Source organism: Bradyrhizobium sp. Y36 (assembly GCF_002531575.1).
In the GTDB taxonomy this organism is placed as follows: Bacteria; Pseudomonadota; Alphaproteobacteria; order Rhizobiales; family Xanthobacteraceae; genus Bradyrhizobium.
The window spans coordinates 1-15110 of record NZ_NWTI01000015.1; the positions used below are offsets into that span (position 1 = coordinate 1).

Here is a 15110-nt window from a genome sequence, read left to right on the forward strand (position 1 = left end):
CTCGCCGGCGGGGACCGGCGTGGCTGACGTCAGGGTCACGACCCCAGGCGGAACGTCGGCCACCTCGGCAGCCGACCAGTTCACTTATGTCGGCACGCCGACAGTCACATCGATCTCGCCGACGGCCGGTCCGCAGACCGGCGGCACGACCGTGGTCATCACCGGCACGAACTTTTCCGGCGCGAGCGCGGTCACATTCGGAGCAACGGCCGCAACAGGCTTCACGGTCAATTCGGCGACCCAGATCACGGCGACGTCACCCGCCGGCACCGGCACGGTTGATATCAGGGTGACGACTACGGGCGGCACGTCGGCGACCTCCGCCGCCGACCAATTCACCTACGTCGCAGCACCAACCGTCACCTCGATCTCACCGACGTCGGGTCCAGGTGCCGGTGGCACCACCGTTACCATCACCGGCACCAACCTCTCCGGTGCAACGGCCGTGACCTTCGGCGCAACGCCGGCTAGCGGCTTCACCGTCAATTCGGCGACCCAGATCACGGCCACATCGCCGGCCGGCACCGGCACGGTTGACATCAGGGTGACGACCGCCGGCGGTACCTCAGCGACCTCTGCTGCGGACCAGTTCACCTATATCCCCTCGCCGACCGTCACCTCGATCTCGCCGACATCGGGCCCGGCGGTGGGCGGCACATCGGTGATCATCACAGGCACCAACTTCACGGGCGCCACAGCCGTGACCTTCGGGGCAACGGCTGCGACGGGCTTCACGGTCAATTCCGCGACATCGATCACCGCGACCTCGCCGGCCGGGGCCGGTGTCGTGGACGTCAGGGTGACGACGACCGGCGGCACGTCCGCGACTTCGGCGGCCGACCAGTTCACCTATTTCGGCACGCCGACGGTGACGTCGATTTCGCCGACCGCTGGCCCGCTCGCCGGCGGAACGTCTGTGACCGTCACGGGCACCAACTTCACCGGCACGACAGCCGTGAAGTTCGGCGCGACGAATGCGACCGGCTTCACGGTCAACTCCTCGACCTCGATCACCGCCACGTCCCCTGCCGGCACCGGCACGGTTGACGTCACGGTGACGACGCCAGGTGGGACGTCGGCCACCTCGGCTGCCGACCAGTTCAGCTACGCCGCAGCGCCGGCAGTCACGTCGGTTTCGCCGAACGCAGGGCCTGCAGCGGGTGGCACCTCGGTCACGATCACCGGTTCTGCACTGTCGGGTGCGACCGCCGTGAAGTTCGGCGCAACCAATGCCGCGAGCTTCACGGTCAATTCGGCAACCTCGATTACGGCAACCTCGCCCACCGGCACCGGCATCGTCGATGTGACCGTAACGACACCGGGCGGAACATCAGCCACATCGGCATCGGATCAATTCAGCTACACGCCCGCACCGTCCGTGACCTCGATCGCGCCGACCTCCGGATCGGCGGTCGGCGGCACGTCGGTGGCGATCGCGGGAACCGGTTTCACCGGCACCACCGCAGTGAAATTCGGCCCCAACAATGCAACGAGCTTCACGGTGAACTCGGCAACGTCGATCACGGCGACATCGCCGCCCGGCGCCGGCACGGTCGACGTCACCGTGACGACAGGCGGTGGCACATCGCCCACCTCGGCCGCAGACAGGTTCACTTATCTGTCCGCCACGACGGCGACGGCCCTCACCTCCTCGAAGAACCCGAGCAGCTACGGTGAGTCGGTGACGTTCACGGCGAACGTAAACAGCTTGGGCGGGACGCCGACGGGAACGGTGACGTTCTTCGACGGCACGACACCGATCGGCACGTCCACATTGTCAGCCGGCATCGCCACCTTGGCAACCACGACGCTCGTCGTCGGCAATCACACGATGACGGCGACCTACAACGGCAGTCCCGCCTTCAATGCCTCGACATCCCCGGCGCTGACCCAGTCAGTCGACATTCCCGCCGACAGCGCCAGGCTGCGCGCGCTCCAGCTCAACGTCACCAAGGTGGTGGCGCAAAACTCCGGCCAGGCGATCTCCGGCGCGATCGACACCGCGATCTCGGAAGGGTTCAGCAGTGGCGGGCAATACGTCATGCCGGGCGCCGGCGGGCTGCGCGTCAACTTCGCCGCCGCGCCTGACGGTGACGAGGACGACGGCAAGCCCCAGTCCGCGTCCCAAAGCGCCAATGCCTATGCCGGGAAGGAAAGCTCCGGTCGGGGTGGCCGCGCCACGCGCGGCGCCTCGCGGATCGACGACGCCTTCGCCGCCATCGACCGGGCCGCGCCGAACAAGGCGCCGGTCGCGCGCTTCAAGCAGCAAAAGGACTGGCTGTTCTGGATCGACGTGCGCGGCACCGGCATCGACCGATGGGGCTCGTCCGGCAATATCGGTCAGGGAGCAACCCAGGCCACGCTCTACGGCCAGCAGATCAACCTGCTGTCGGGCCTGACCTATCGGGCGGCGCCGAACCTGCTGGTCGGTGTGACCGGCGGCTACGAAAACTTCAGCTACACCCAGACCGACATCAACGGAAAGCTGAAGGGCGACGGCTGGACTGTCGGCGCCTATCTCGGCTGGAAGATCATCCCGACGCTGCGCTACGACGTGGCGGTGACCTATTCCGGCATCGGCTATGACGGCACCGCCGGCACGGCCCAGGGCAATTTCAACGGCAATCGCTGGATGTTCGCGACCGGATTCACCGGCACCTACAACTGGGCCAATTTCACCATCGAGCCGTCGGCCAAGGTGTACGCGCTGTGGGAGCATGAGAATGCCTATGTCGATTCGCTCGGCACCCAGCAGGCTGCTCGCACCTTCTCGAGCGGCCGCGCGTCTGCGGGCAACAGGATCTCCTATCCCGTGCCGTGGCTCGATAGTGTGCTGCTGGCGCCGTATGCCGGCGTCTATGCCGACTACTACTTCACTCAGGACGACGCGGCCGCGATCGTCGCTGCGGGTGGCATACCGCTGGCGTCCACACCGCTGCTCCAGGGGTGGTCGGCGCGGGTTACGGGCGGCATCGGTGCCAGGCTGGCGAGTGGGGCCACGGTCGGCTTCGGCGCCGAGCTCGGCGGCATCGGCGGCAATACGCAGATATGGACGTTCTCGGGACGCGCACGCATCCCGTTCTGATCCCGGGAGATGACGGCGAACCGGCGCGCGCGACAGCGCCAGCCAGACCTGCTTGCTTGGTGCCTGCGGTTAGTAGAGCCCGCGACCGCTCAGGATGCTCCGGGCCTCTGCGGCGCCGTCCGAGGCGGAGGCGGCGGACGGAGCGCTCTCGGCGACATAGCGGCCGTCCTCGTCGTAGGACACGGACCGCGCGTTGTGGACCGCCCGGCCCCGGCTGCGGCTTGAGGCCGACATTTCCGAGGTCGCGTTGAGCGAGGCCATGTCGGCGGAGGTGGTCCCGAGATTGTAGGGCCGCCCCTCCGGCATCGGCACGTCGCCGCGAATGGCACCGCGGCTCGATCCCGGCAATTCCGGCACGAACGGCTTTGCCGAGGCGACCCGGACCATCGAGGGCGACGGCGCCGGAACGCCGGTGCGCAGGGTCGCCAGGAGCTGGCGGTCGTCGGAGCCCTCGAGGGGCGCCCGGCCGACATATTCGACGCGGACCTTGGCGACACCATTTCCTTTGAATTCAAGGAGTTCGGCGGCCTTGTTCGAGACGTCGATGAGGCGGTTGCCGTGATAGGGGCCGCGGTCGTTGACGCGGACGATCAGCGACTTGCCGTTGGAAATGTTGGTCACCCGGGCATAGGACGGCATCGGCAGGGTCGGATGCGCCGCGGTCAGCGAGGTCATGTCGAACACCTCGCCATTGGCGGTCAGGCGGCCGTGGAAGTCGTCGCCGTACCAGGACGCCATGCCCTCGGCGCGGTAATTGACGTCCTCCTCCGGCACATAGGTCTTGCCCGCCACCACATAAGGCTTGCCGACACGGTAGGTGCCGCCGCCCTTCGGGACCGGGTCCCCGAAAGCGACGACCCGGGGGCTCGACGACACGCCGTATTTCGGATCGACGCGGCTGGCGAATTTGTTGGACGAGGCGCAATTGGCCAGCACAACGCAGGTTGCGACCGCCGCAACACCGCGCGCGGCCCGCAAAACCGAATCTGACCGTCGGATCCCCATTCGCCCCAAATACCATTCCGCGGAACGTCTGCCCAATCCGCTATGCAACGGGCAGCTGTTCGGTCTTGTGATCCGAACCGGCCCACCACCGCCTCGGACACAGTAAGGATAACGCAACCCGAACGCGGCGGAAATGGGGAGCCCACGGCGATCCCGCCGGGATGGTAAACAGGACGTTCGCATTTTTCCGTTGTTCTACGGGGCATCCCCGGGATTCTGTTGCGCCGAATCCTCACTCCACCCCCATTGTCATTGGCCTCATTGGAATTCTTTTGACTGTGCAAGGCCGCCCGCGTTCTCTCGCGTGCAAGGGCGGGATTTGGAATTTAACGATGATCGAGACGGTTTCGGCACTGATGGGTCTGGTAAGCGCGGGGATCTTCCTGGCCCATGCGTTTGAAGGCTACCGCACGAGGGCCTAAAGGCACTCGCGCAGACGGCAAGCATCACCTCTTTCAAGACGGCACGTTCGGACAATTTTAATCAATCCGACCGAGCATCGAAGGCGAGAGCGGCAGGTGTCCCATGCGCAACCATGATCTGGTTTCTGACGGCTTCCTGGCATTGACCGCCGGCGGTTTGGTCCTGCTCTGCTCGAGCCTCATGGCGCTGGCCTTCGCCTGAGCGCCGCACGCTCCTTCCGAATTTCCAACCCGCGGCATCACCGCGACGCAGCACGTAACGTTGCCGCTCTCGTTCAGTTGATTGAATTTCCGCGTCCGGCGCCTCGACCTACATTTCAAGAGGCCATCACCGACAGGGCTGACGCACATGCTTGCCGAGAAATTCTTTCTGGTCCTGGAGTCGCTCATCCGCGGCGACCGCACCTATCCTGACGGAAGCCCCCGGGTCATCAGCACCTCCCCGCACGTCCCGGTGAAGCTGCCGCGCCGGACCTAGCCGGCCCGTTGCGTGAGCGCGGGTCACGCGACGCTCAGCGCAGGCCCAGCAGCGAGCGGCGAAAGCGGCCGTCACGGGCCTCGGTCTGGCAGACGAAGCTGCCGTCGAATCCCTGGCCATACCGCGTCTGGCCCTTGCGGTAGTAGACGCCCTTGCGGAGATCCAGCCAGACCACCCTGTCGTGCGGACAGTGACGCTGCGCCTGCGCCTCGTAGCGAAACGGCGTCAGCGGTGTCGCCGACACGTCCGTGGCGCCGATGCCCATCATGATCGCACCGGCGAGCGCGACGCCGCCGGTCCACCTGCCGAAGCCGCGCTGAATCACTCCCCGCCTCCCGGTCCGGGCCGCCACGCGACCGCCGCGCGGCACGCTAGCACGAAATGGGGCGATCCGCCGAAGGCGCGGCGCGCGCGGCGTCTTCCGCCGGCCATCTTGTCGGGCTACATGCAAGCGAGATCGTTGCGATTGCGAGGATGCCGCCTGAATGTCGGTTGAGCCTGGACCCCCATCCGAACCTCGTATCGAACCGCGCCCGCCCCTGCCGCGCCTGGGCCTGCTGCCGATGATCATCTTCGGTTCGCGCTGGCTGCAGCTGCCGCTCTATCTCGGACTGATCGTGGCGCAATGCGTCTACATCGCACTGTTCCTGAAGGAACTCTGGCACCTCTCCTGGCACGCGCTCGATCTCACCGAGCAGCAGATCATGATGAGCGTGCTCGCGCTGATCGACGTCGTGATGATCTCGAACCTGCTCGTGATGGTGATCGTCGGCGGCTACGAGACCTTCGTCTCGCGGCTCGACCTGCAGGGCCATCCCGACGAGCCGGAATGGCTCGGCCACGTCAATGCCAGCGTCCTCAAGATCAAGCTCGCGATGGCCATCATCGGCATCTCCTCGATCGCGCTGCTGCGCACCTTCATCGAGGCCGGCAATCTCGGCTCGAACCGCGCCGGCTACACCGAGACCGGGGTGATGTGGCAGGTGCTGATCCACATCACCTTCATCGTCTCGGCGCTCGGCATCGCCTATGTCGACAAGCTCAGCGAGTCCGGGATGCGTAAGCACGCCGCATGAGGCGCACCGCCTTCCCTCATTGCTTGTCGGCTTCGAGTTGCGCGAGCGCCTGATGCAGGCACTCCTGGAGCTTCTGCGCGACCTGCTCGCGCGCGAGCCCCTTGGCGGCAAGATCGCCCGACACCTTCTCCACGACCTCGTTCATCGTCTGGGTCTGCAGATGGTCCGTCACCAGCGCCGTGGCGTAGCTCGCCGCGGCATCGCCGCTCAACCCCAGCTGGCTCGCAGCCCAGAGCCCGAGCAGCTTGTTGGACCGGGCCGTGGCCCGGAAGATGAGCTCCTCGTCGTGGGCAAACTTGGCCTCGAAGCCCTGCTCGCGCTTGTCGAACGTGGTCATGGTCAGCTCCATTGCGCTTTTCGCTGATAGGGGGTCGGACTGGCTGGCAAACGTCTCCGTGGGTTCACGTCAGTTGAGGATCATTTGAAGCTTCCGGCGGAAGCCGGACGCCGTCAAGCCTGCCGATCAGCCCCAAGCCCGGGCGGCACCGCCAGCACAAGCCCTGGGCCAGCCAGCCCGGCTAGACAGACGATATTTACCATTTGTTAAGCAGACTCAGCGCCGCATGGCCCAGGGCACACCGAGAGCTGACGCATGAACAAAGAGCTGCGGGAGTTTCGACGGCTTGAGCGGGTCTGCCTGGAGCAAGCAGCCCTCTCCATGGACCTCACGCGAAGTGGGCTGCTCAAGGTCGCCGAAGATTGTCGGGTCGCGGCCGAAGCGATCGAGGCACAATTGTCCCGGCGGCCCTTCGCAGGAGCCGTCCAGGCGCTCGTACTGGCCTTGAGCGCAACGCGGCTATCCAACCGGCATTGAAGCGCGCTGTCACGACCAACCGTGATCGCGTTCACGCATGCCGTTGGTCAGGCCTTTGCCTCCGCAGCTTCGCGCGCGAGCCGCTCGGCCCTCAGCCGCTCCTTGTTGGCGTAAAACGCCTTCTGCGCCTCTTCATGGTCGCGCATGGCCTTTTCGGCCTCGATCCGGCGTGCCGCATCGCGCGCCTGGCGCTGCTCGGGGGTCAGGGGTTTGCGTCGGAATGAAAGGTCTTCAGTCATGCCGAGATAACGCGGAGGTGAGGAAAGAGTTCCGCAGCGCCGCGGCCGGGCGCATCCTGCACTCAATTCAAATACCTCCCGGCAAAAAGGCGAAAAACAACCCCATGCACAGTAGCTAAGTCCCGTCAGAGTCACGTCTTTTTCAGTCCGCGAAATGCCCCCTCAAGCCCGCCCGGGACCCGACAGCGACCGACCGCCAACTTCGGGAAATCCGTCCAAGATGAAAGGTTCCGAAGGCTCGCAAGGCGTCGTCGTTGAGACAGGTCAACACGAGCAAGCCTGAGTTTTGGAATCCTGTCCCGGCAAGCAGATGGAGACGGCCATGTCACAACAGAGCAGCATGCATTTCTACCTCAATTGGGCCAAGGAGCGGATCGACGAAATGGATGCCGCGTTGGCCTCGTTCGAGGTCAAAGCCGGCCAGGCCAAGGCTGAGTCCAAGGTCAAGACCGATCAGCTCCTGTCGGACCTGACGACGCGCCGTGACGCGTTTCAGGCAATGCTCAAGACCCAGGCCGAAGCAGGTGAAGCCGCCTGGACCGAGGCCAAGGCCGACCTGGAAAAGCAGTGGGCTGGATTCGAAGCCCAGGTGAAGACCTATTTCGAAGGCGCCGGCCAACAGTTCGAGCAGCAGCAGGCCACGTTCAAGGACGTTGCGGCCGCACAAGCAAAAGCCTGGCGCGAAGCCGCGGACAAATTCCGCGAGGCCGCCGGCAAGGTCGCCGCAGCCCGCACCGTCGATGTCGATGCCGCGCTCAAGCAGATGAAATCCGATGCGTCAGAAGCCGAAGCGCGTCTGCAGAAGCTGAAGCAGGCCGGCAGCGACTCCTGGTCGGTCCTGAGCGACGCGCTCGCCGAGTCCCGGAAGGCATTCGATCAGGCGAACCAGGCCGCGTGGGACGCGCTGAAGGGCGCTGGTCCGAAGAGCTGATGCTCAGAAGAGACGGGTACAGGAGCGCGCGAGGAAGGGCGCAGATCATCCGCCCTCCTCGTACCCTTTGGGATCGCGGTGCGCCCCCTTCAGCTTCCCCTGCGGGTGGTCCCTGACTGCGTCCCGACAAGGCCGGGATTGATGGCCAGCGATGCTCCGGCAGCGCCACCGGCTTCATAGGCCGTCATCGACACCGTCCGGCTGGTGCTGCGCGTGGTCCGGAGCTTGAGGTCGAGCTTGTCCAACTCTACATCGACCACCGAGGTCTTGAGGACGACCAGCCCGCGGCCGGTGCTTTCGTTGACCTGATCGCGACTGGTCTTGAGGGCCACCAGCCTGTCCGCAATCGAGGACACCATCCCGAGCGCGAAGGAGGCATTGGCCAGATGCCGCTGCTGGTGCCGGAATCTGCCGTAGTCGACCGAGGTCTTGAAGCGGCCAAGTTCGGCGCGCACCGCGCCGTCGATCAACTCGGCCAGGTAGTGCGCGACCTCGACGTCCGCACCGAGACCGAAGAACACATAGACGTTCTCTCCGCCTGCGTTCTTCTCGCGCCAGACCCGGCAATCGCAGAAATGAGCGATCGCGCCGATGCAGTCGTCCAGCGGAATTCGCTTCTTGCGATGGGTCTCGAAGACCCTGCGTTCGCACGGCGAGGCGCGCAGCTCGACGTCGGAGAGCGACAGATCGTGGCGATCCAGCAACTCCGCGACCTTGGCGGCGGCCGACAGCGCCTCGTCCTCGGTACAGCCGTTCGCGATGGTCTTGGCGCGCAACGCCTGAATGCGGAGCTTGAGCTTGTCGAGCCCGGCCGGATTGGATGTCTGATTCACCGATGACCTGCCCAGAAAGCCCGACCGATAGTTCGGCGGAAGGGGTATCTGTCCAACCGCGCCCATTGATGCCGCAATCGGCGCGCTGTTATGCTCGTCACAGAACCGGGAGTTTTCTCAATGCGCAAAATCGCCGTCGCTGTCATGTTTGCTCTGATCGCACCGACCGCATTGGCGCAGGACCGTGTTCCAATGTATGGCGAACAGTCCCCGGACAAGTCGGAGACGCAGAAGGCGGACGACATTCGGGCTGAGCGCGCCTATCAACGCTCCCTCGGCAACGTTCCTGACCAAAAGGCCGTAGATCCGTGGGGCACTGCCCGCGGCGCCGAAGCGTCGAAGAAGCCGTCTGCACCGCCCAAACCAGTAGTGAAACATTCGTCCAAGGCCAAGAGCGGCAACACCCCCAACTAGCGAATTTTAAAGGACGCCTGCCGGCGTGAACCGGCAGACTGCCGACAGCGTGCCCGACGGCCTAATGGACGGCGAGGCACCCGTCGTCATTGCTCAACTTGTCATTGCTCAGCGTGACGCCATGCGCTCAGCTCCCGCCGAAGCCGCCCTCCTCACCCGATGCGTTCAGCTTCCTTTGGACGCGGTCCCCGGATGCGCCTCGCCAAGGCCGGGATTGATGGCCAGCGACGCGCCGGCAGCGCCGCCGGCTTCATAGGCCGTCATCGACACCATCCGGCTGGCGCTGCGCACGGTCCGGAGCTTGAGGTCGAGCTTGTCCAGTTCTGCGTCGACCACCGAGGCCTTCAGGACGACCAGCCCGCGGCCGGTGCCTTCGTTGACCTGATCGCGGCCGGCCTTGATTGCCAGCAGCCTGTCCGCGATCGAGGCCACCATCCCGAGCGCGAAGGACGCATTGGCCAGATGCCGCTCCTGGTGCCGGAACCTGCCGTAGTCGACCGAGGTCTTGAAGCGGCCGAGTTCGGCGCGCACGACGCCGTCGATCAACTCGGCCAGGTAATGCGCGACCTCGACATCCGCGCCGAGACCGAAGAACACATAGCTGTTCTCGCCGCCTGCGTTCTTCTCGCGCCAGACCCGGCAATCGCAGATATGCGCGATCGCGCCGATGCAGTCGTCCAGCGGAATTCGCTTCTTGCGATGGGTCTCGAAGACCCTCCGTTCGCAGGGCGAGGCGCGCAGCTCGATGTCGGAGAGCGACAGATCGTGGCGATCCAAGAGCTCGGCGACCTTGGCGGCGGCCGACAGCGCCTCGTCCTCGGTGCAGCCATTGGCAATGGTCTTGGCGCGCAACGCCTGAATGCGGAGCTTCAGCTTGTCGAGCGCGGCGGGACTGGAGGCCTGGTTCACGGATTACCTGTCTGGGAGGCATGGCCAATGGATCGCGGTCGGATAGACTGGCAGAAGGGCACCACATCTCCTCCTTGCCTTCTCGATCGGGATATCAGACGGCGATTGGTAGAAGGCTGTCATCACAGAAGGACTTGGAATGTCGAATAGACGGTGGATGATCGTCCTGCTTGTTACCGTGATCGCTGTTTCCTCGATCGTAGCGGGCGCTCGGTACTATCTAAGCAGGTGCCATGGCATGGACGCATGCGCAGCCGCCGAAGCCGAAAGCCATGAGCGCGATAAGCCAGCCGAACCACAGTAGTTTTTTGGTCCAAGGACACGATGGTTTTTCGGTCGAAGAATCAGGATCGACGCATCTTGCGCTAGGCCCGTCAGCCTCACGCGGCGCGCGCCTATCTATCGAGCCGACTGGCGAGGGCAAATCTCAACGTTTCCGCCCGTGGGTACTGCACCTCCAGCGATGCCGGCTCGATATTCGAGCCGGCATCCACTTTTTACCGGACGACATCCTCTCGCGTCGCAAAGCACCTGTCCCGTCGCAGTCACTGCATGTCGTGCCGGAGTCGGCGCGGCAACTGCTGTGCTCTTGCCACCCAAGACTGCAAGCAAGATCACTGCGTTCGTAGTCAAAAAACGGTTGAACATCGCATCATCCTGCCGCGGACTTACTATCCTCATCAGATGCCATAAGATTGCAAGGAAAATGGGGGCAAGACGTGACCGCGGGTGCCCGCATAAAGCCCGTGAAGCCTTCGCCATCCATTGCTGAGAGTTCTTATCGGCTTCAAAACCGCCGAACCCGAACCGTAGGGCTGGACGTGCTCGATCTGATCCTCCTGCCCGCCGAAAAACCCGCTCAGCGCCTGTACTTGGTTTCGGGGTGCATGCCATAGCTGACAACAGTTTGGCTGCAATATCAGCTACATGAGAGGAGAACTGGCGGAAGGGGTGGGACCGCCCACCTAGACGCCGAAGGCGTTGATCCGATTACGAAAATAACGGTCACCAAACGATGTACCGTAGCACAGATCCGTAGCAATGCTTGCTGGCTTGATCAAGGTGCGGCGAAGAGCACGCGGGAGCCTACGCCAAGTCGATCAGGCTCAGAATGTTCGTGTAGCGACAGGTAAGGACTTTTGTTCTTCAGTATCTGTCTAATCTCCGAAGTGCCGTATGTGATGACTTGGAGGAAGTTGCTCATCGACTTGCCCGACTGCTCCGCTCGCTGCTGAGCCTCCTCTACGTGGGTGGATCGTCGTGGCGTGTACTGGATCGCGAGATCGACATCTCCGAGATCAGAGTTGTCGCCTAGGTAGCTGCCAAACACACGGACCGATGTAATGCGGTGGGTGAGTTCATCGCGCTCGTTGACCTGCTTCACGCGTTCAAGGAGCTCGGCCACCAACCGTTCGGCTTCAGCGCGGCTGATGCGACGCACGAACTTGGCGTTGCAGAGCTGAATGCCCAAGTCGCTGACAACAAGCCGCGCTGGCTCTTGTTTTGCGGTCACATCCTTCTCAATGTAGCCCTCACGCAGGAGAGCTTCGATCATCGAGACGGCCTCAGCCTCATCGCACCCCAGTCGCTCCATCACGATGCTCGGACGTACCGCGCCGCTTTCAACAAAACGCAAAAGGTCTCGCACCTTTATGAGGCGAACGCCTCTGATGGTCTCATCCCGACCGACACGCATGAACTAACGCTCCTCATTAGGCCGCGACCTTCTCGCGAAACTCGTTGAAAGCCTTCAGCAACTTCATCGTGGCTGCGTTATTCAACTCGTCACCCACATAGCGACATTCGTAAAGGCCGCTGAGGTTGGACGGGAGTTGGAGGCCATCTTCTACAACGAGGATGAAGTTGGCCCGATACAGGGCCATCGCTGCGCCGATCTCGATGAGCACGTTCTCATTGATGTGTGGCCGCTCGTTACCTGCCGCATTCGTGTAAGTACCCTCGGTGCTAACGTGAATAACCGCGGCTTGGCAGCTCCTCATCTCGTCCATGACCTTGTCGGGAACAGGCTTTGCCGCGCTCTCTCGCTCCTGCGCTACGACAGGCACAAAGTTACCGAAAGCCACGATCTCCTTGATCTGCTCCAGCACCTTCTTGTTCTTGCCGTGCGTAATGAAAACGCGCTGGATTGCAGCGGGCTTCATTGGCACGACAACCTCGATAGATGGAGAAGCCTGCGGGGGCTTCAACTCGTCGGGCTCACGATCCACTTCGTCCTCTTGAGAGTGATCGAAACTGCTTTCCCCCGCGAAAAGGCTAACAGCGTCTTCGTCGAACTCGAACCGCGTTGGCGACCCCTTGCGTCCAACGACAAGCTCGCCGAGATCGGCACCTTGCGCGACTTGGAAGAAGCAGACCGCTTGGTCGTTGAGGATTTTCTCATTTGAGGATGCCACCGAGGTGAAGTGATCGTGCCAATGAGAGGCAACCTCCACCGCCGTGACAGTTTTTTCGGACTTGTGGGCAGCCCTTTCGACCACCGCGGCGTAGGCCGGTATCGAGCGAATAACCTCGATGAGAACGGTGGCGATGGCTGCACCCTTATCCTTTGCCCCTCGTCGCCCACGGTCAGTGAGCCGAAGCCTGCCCGAGTTCTCCTCGATCATTCCCCAAGCCTTCATCGCATTCAGCTTGCGTCCATCAAGAACACTGCTGTCCACGATCGCTTTTGCTTCAGTCAGGGTAGCTCCTATGGGCTTCGTGACCAGATACGCAGCCAACGCTTTCACGTCGTCGATGGTGGTACGGATCGGCAAGCTGTCCATGCGAACCTCCTTATGGGTGCGCACAACATAAGCGGCTTTACAAAAGCGTCAAGAACAACTGAAGAACATTCCGCTCTTATTCACAGAGATAGAGTGTCGGGGTGCTACTTCTCTAGGTTGACCAATGCGTTAGACTGGCTTCTGCCCCGGCGGGGTCTTCCTTGATGCGATAGATCGTTTGTCGGCTCAGGCCCGTTGCTGACGCGATCTGCCCGACGCCTGCCGATTGCCCCAGCATGCTGCGGACCGTTTCAAGCTGATCCTTTCCGAACGTCGGCTTCCGTCCGCGGTACTTCGTCTCCCCCGCCTTGGCCTTGGCGAGAGCGATGCCGCCGCGCTGCGCTTCCTTGATGGCCTCAGCGTTGGCCTGTGCAGTTGCGGCCATGAACGCAATGAGCGCGTCTCTGACAGCCTGCTGCATAGGGTCTTTCGTTGCCCCGTCGAACGTGAGCCCGTTGATCACCGTCCGGATGACGACGCCACGCCGCATGAACTCCCTGATCGTGTCGCACACGTCCCCGTAGTTGCGCCCGAGACGGTCGATCCAGCGAACCACAAGGGTGTCGCCGCTGCGGAGGATGTCGAAGAGACGCTTGCCCTCGGGACGTTCGGCAAGGCGAGTGCTGATGCCCGAGACACCATGGTCTGCGACGACGCGGTCGATCTTGAAGCCTGCGGCCTCTGCTCCTGTCCGCTGATGTTCGACGGTCTGATCGGTGGTGGATACTCGCGCATAGAAGATCGTGGCCATGGACGCCCTTTTTAACCGTTAGGGTTATGTCCGTTGAGTATCGTGTCCGTTGATCGAAGTCAACCCTAACGGACGCTGTTTCGGGGCTGCCCTGATTGTCCGCACGGGCATACCCTTACGGACATTCGTTCAGTGTGAAGTCGAGAATGGGAACCGGACGGCGCAGTTCCGGTTGTGCATTCCGTAACCGGCAGGCTGAGAGAGCGGTTCACACTCGCCTGCAACGAGTTAGGAGCAACGAGTGCGGGAGCTGCGCCATGTTGAGACGGCGTCGTTTCAAGCAAACCAGCACATTGGAAGAACGGCTCGCGGCCGAAGCGAAGCGCATTCGCGAACTAGCCGACCATGCGACGCCCAGCGAGCGAGAGCGGCTGATCAGCAAGGCTCGCCAAGCCGAAACAACAGCCCATTTGACCGAGTGGATCAACTCTCCCGGCCTGCAGCCTCCGAAAGGGTAGGCGCCACGTGAGAGGTTCGAGGTGCGCTTCCGCGTGAGCCAAGGCCCCCCCGGCATGGGGGGTGTTGGCACTGATGGCCCCCTCGAAGCACGGTCTCACATTTTTCCGCCAACTATCCGCTCGTTGACCTGTGGACTACGGGTCGGGCCTGTTGCTACCTCAGATTGGTTCGCCTCGGCCGTGCTATACAGATCGGATCGCTGCCTTTCATTTGGTGATTTGATGTCTGTTAAGCTGCCTTACATGGTCACGCCCGGCGTCATTCCGAAAGTGCTCACGAAAATCCGTGAAGCGCGACGACCGGAACGCTTCACTCAGGATTACCTTGAGACGATGCTCGGCATACGCGGCGGTAACGCGCGTGCTGTGCTTCCGTTGCTCAAGCGCATGACGTTCCTCAATGGCGATGGAACGCCCACTACGCTGTACGATCGCTTCCGCAACGATGACACACGGGCCATCGCGCAAGCTGAGGGTATCAGAAAGGCCTACGAGGATGTGTTCAATAGAAACCAGTTTGCCTACAACTTACCCCGAGACAAGTTCACGTCATTAGTTACTGAGATGACCGGGCTGGCAAAGGACAGTCCCGTGTCGCGAGCAACGGTGGGCACCTTCTTCACATTGAAGGATGGCGCGGACTTTGAGGGGACGTTCGGCGACGAGCAACTACCGGCAGCGAACAATGGAGCGCAGATGGCCGACCCCCCGCAGGCGCAATCTCCCACGCCCACTCCTCCAGCACCGCCCAACACGGTGCCCCCGCAACACTTCCAGCCCCCGCCCCAGCAACAGGATGGTGTGGAGTTTCGAGTGGGCTACACCATCAATCTGAACCTCCCTGAGACGACCAACCCCGACGTGTTCAATGCGATTTTTCGGTCTCTCAAAGAGCACCTGCTGAGGAATTGA

16 protein-coding genes are annotated in these 15110 nt (G+C 62.9%); 7 read left to right on the top strand and 9 right to left on the bottom strand.

Annotated features, from left to right (window positions below; genetic code table 11):
* The coding region (locus CO669_RS22905; RefSeq protein WP_158228784.1) for a beta strand repeat-containing protein at window positions 1-3085 on the top strand (3085 nt) is incomplete at its 5' end.
* A 69-nt stretch (window positions 3086-3154) separates the two neighbouring features.
* Here CO669_RS22905 and CO669_RS22910 read toward each other — a convergent pair.
* Together CO669_RS22910 and CO669_RS22920 are read right to left on the bottom strand one after the other, a co-directional pair.
* Entirely contained in the window at window positions 3155-4090 is a 936-nt protein-coding gene (locus tag CO669_RS22910) for a septal ring lytic transglycosylase RlpA family protein (RefSeq protein ID WP_097662212.1), read from the bottom strand.
* 934 nt (window positions 4091-5024) lie between these two features.
* On the bottom strand, window positions 5025-5258 hold the full coding sequence (locus tag CO669_RS22920; protein ID WP_502694510.1) for a hypothetical protein: 234 nt from the start codon (window positions 5256-5258) through the stop codon (window positions 5025-5027).
* Between the two features lie 217 nt (window positions 5259-5475).
* Between CO669_RS22920 and CO669_RS22925 the strand changes: the two genes are divergently transcribed.
* Window positions 5476-6066, top strand: a complete 591-nt coding sequence (locus tag CO669_RS22925; RefSeq protein WP_097662213.1) for a TIGR00645 family protein — start codon at window positions 5476-5478, stop codon at window positions 6064-6066.
* A 16-nt stretch (window positions 6067-6082) separates the two neighbouring features.
* On the opposite strand, the gene CO669_RS22930 is transcribed toward CO669_RS22925, so the two are convergent.
* On the bottom strand, window positions 6083-6403 hold the full coding sequence (locus tag CO669_RS22930; protein ID WP_198964206.1) for a DUF1476 domain-containing protein: 321 nt from the start codon (window positions 6401-6403) through the stop codon (window positions 6083-6085).
* 255 nt (window positions 6404-6658) lie between these two features.
* On the opposite strand from CO669_RS22930, the gene CO669_RS22935 reads away from it, so the two are divergent.
* A complete protein-coding gene (locus tag CO669_RS22935) occupies window positions 6659-6880 on the top strand; it encodes a hypothetical protein (RefSeq protein WP_097662215.1) in 222 nt (73 codons plus the stop codon).
* 47 nt (window positions 6881-6927) lie between these two features.
* Here the strand turns inward: CO669_RS22935 and CO669_RS22940 are convergent, their stop codons facing one another.
* A complete protein-coding gene (locus tag CO669_RS22940; RefSeq protein ID WP_097662216.1) occupies window positions 6928-7119 on the bottom strand; it encodes a hypothetical protein in 192 nt (63 codons plus the stop codon).
* Window positions 7120-7441: 322 nt separating this feature from the next.
* Between CO669_RS22940 and CO669_RS22945 the strand changes: the two genes are divergently transcribed.
* Window positions 7442-8050, top strand: coding sequence for a sll1863 family stress response protein (locus CO669_RS22945; protein ID WP_143278711.1), 609 nt, complete (start codon window positions 7442-7444; stop codon window positions 8048-8050).
* Between the two features lie 89 nt (window positions 8051-8139).
* Here the strand turns inward: CO669_RS22945 and CO669_RS22950 are convergent, their stop codons facing one another.
* Window positions 8140-8883, bottom strand: a complete 744-nt coding sequence (locus CO669_RS22950) for a DUF7168 domain-containing protein (RefSeq protein ID WP_097662217.1) — start codon at window positions 8881-8883, stop codon at window positions 8140-8142.
* A 120-nt stretch (window positions 8884-9003) separates the two neighbouring features.
* On the opposite strand from CO669_RS22950, the gene CO669_RS22955 reads away from it, so the two are divergent.
* The gene (locus CO669_RS22955; RefSeq protein ID WP_097662378.1) at window positions 9004-9297 is read left to right on the top strand and encodes a hypothetical protein; all 294 of its coding nucleotides are present in this window, start codon (window positions 9004-9006) and stop codon (window positions 9295-9297) included.
* A gap of 165 nt (window positions 9298-9462) precedes the next feature.
* Here the strand turns inward: CO669_RS22955 and CO669_RS22960 are convergent, their stop codons facing one another.
* The 4 genes from CO669_RS22960 to CO669_RS22975 form a co-directional block, all read right to left on the bottom strand.
* On the bottom strand, window positions 9463-10206 hold the full coding sequence (locus tag CO669_RS22960; RefSeq protein WP_097662218.1) for a DUF7168 domain-containing protein: 744 nt from the start codon (window positions 10204-10206) through the stop codon (window positions 9463-9465).
* Window positions 10207-11263: 1057 nt separating this feature from the next.
* The gene (locus tag CO669_RS22965; protein ID WP_143278712.1) at window positions 11264-11902 is read right to left on the bottom strand and encodes a hypothetical protein; all 639 of its coding nucleotides are present in this window, start codon (window positions 11900-11902) and stop codon (window positions 11264-11266) included.
* 16 nt (window positions 11903-11918) lie between these two features.
* The gene (locus CO669_RS22970) at window positions 11919-12989 is read right to left on the bottom strand and encodes a TIR domain-containing protein (protein ID WP_097662220.1); all 1071 of its coding nucleotides are present in this window, start codon (window positions 12987-12989) and stop codon (window positions 11919-11921) included.
* A gap of 112 nt (window positions 12990-13101) precedes the next feature.
* Window positions 13102-13740 carry a recombinase family protein gene (locus CO669_RS22975; RefSeq protein WP_097662221.1) on the bottom strand — a complete coding sequence of 213 codons (639 nt, stop codon included), beginning with the start codon at window positions 13738-13740 and terminating at the stop codon, window positions 13102-13104.
* 257 nt (window positions 13741-13997) lie between these two features.
* Between CO669_RS22975 and CO669_RS22980 the strand changes: the two genes are divergently transcribed.
* Entirely contained in the window at window positions 13998-14198 is a 201-nt protein-coding gene (locus tag CO669_RS22980) for a hypothetical protein (protein ID WP_097662222.1), read from the top strand.
* Window positions 14199-14420: 222 nt separating this feature from the next.
* A complete protein-coding gene (locus CO669_RS22985) occupies window positions 14421-15110 on the top strand; it encodes a DUF5343 domain-containing protein (protein WP_097662223.1) in 690 nt (229 codons plus the stop codon).

Excerpts from the sequence above, each read along its gene's own strand:
- CO669_RS22920 (WP_502694510.1), bottom strand. The coding sequence starts at position 5,258 with ATGATGGGCATCGGCGCCACGGACGTGTCGGCGACACCGCTGACGCCG.
- CO669_RS22985 (WP_097662223.1), top strand. The coding sequence starts at position 14,421 with ATGTCTGTTAAGCTGCCTTACATGGTCACGCCCGGCGTCATTCCGAAA.
- CO669_RS22945 (WP_143278711.1), top strand. The coding sequence starts at position 7,442 with ATGTCACAACAGAGCAGCATGCATTTCTACCTCAATTGGGCCAAGGAG.
- CO669_RS22975 (WP_097662221.1), bottom strand. The coding sequence starts at position 13,740 with ATGGCCACGATCTTCTATGCGCGAGTATCCACCACCGATCAGACCGTC.
- CO669_RS22925 (WP_097662213.1), top strand. The coding sequence starts at position 5,476 with ATGTCGGTTGAGCCTGGACCCCCATCCGAACCTCGTATCGAACCGCGC.
- CO669_RS22910 (WP_097662212.1), bottom strand. The coding sequence starts at position 4,090 with ATGGGGATCCGACGGTCAGATTCGGTTTTGCGGGCCGCGCGCGGTGTT.
- CO669_RS22980 (WP_097662222.1), top strand. The coding sequence starts at position 13,998 with ATGTTGAGACGGCGTCGTTTCAAGCAAACCAGCACATTGGAAGAACGG.
- CO669_RS22965 (WP_143278712.1), bottom strand. The coding sequence starts at position 11,902 with ATGCGTGTCGGTCGGGATGAGACCATCAGAGGCGTTCGCCTCATAAAG.
- CO669_RS22930 (WP_198964206.1), bottom strand. The coding sequence starts at position 6,403 with ATGACCACGTTCGACAAGCGCGAGCAGGGCTTCGAGGCCAAGTTTGCC.
- CO669_RS22955 (WP_097662378.1), top strand. The coding sequence starts at position 9,004 with ATGCGCAAAATCGCCGTCGCTGTCATGTTTGCTCTGATCGCACCGACC.
- CO669_RS22940 (WP_097662216.1), bottom strand. The coding sequence starts at position 7,119 with ATGACTGAAGACCTTTCATTCCGACGCAAACCCCTGACCCCCGAGCAG.
- CO669_RS22935 (WP_097662215.1), top strand. The coding sequence starts at position 6,659 with ATGAACAAAGAGCTGCGGGAGTTTCGACGGCTTGAGCGGGTCTGCCTG.
- CO669_RS22970 (WP_097662220.1), bottom strand. The coding sequence starts at position 12,989 with ATGGACAGCTTGCCGATCCGTACCACCATCGACGACGTGAAAGCGTTG.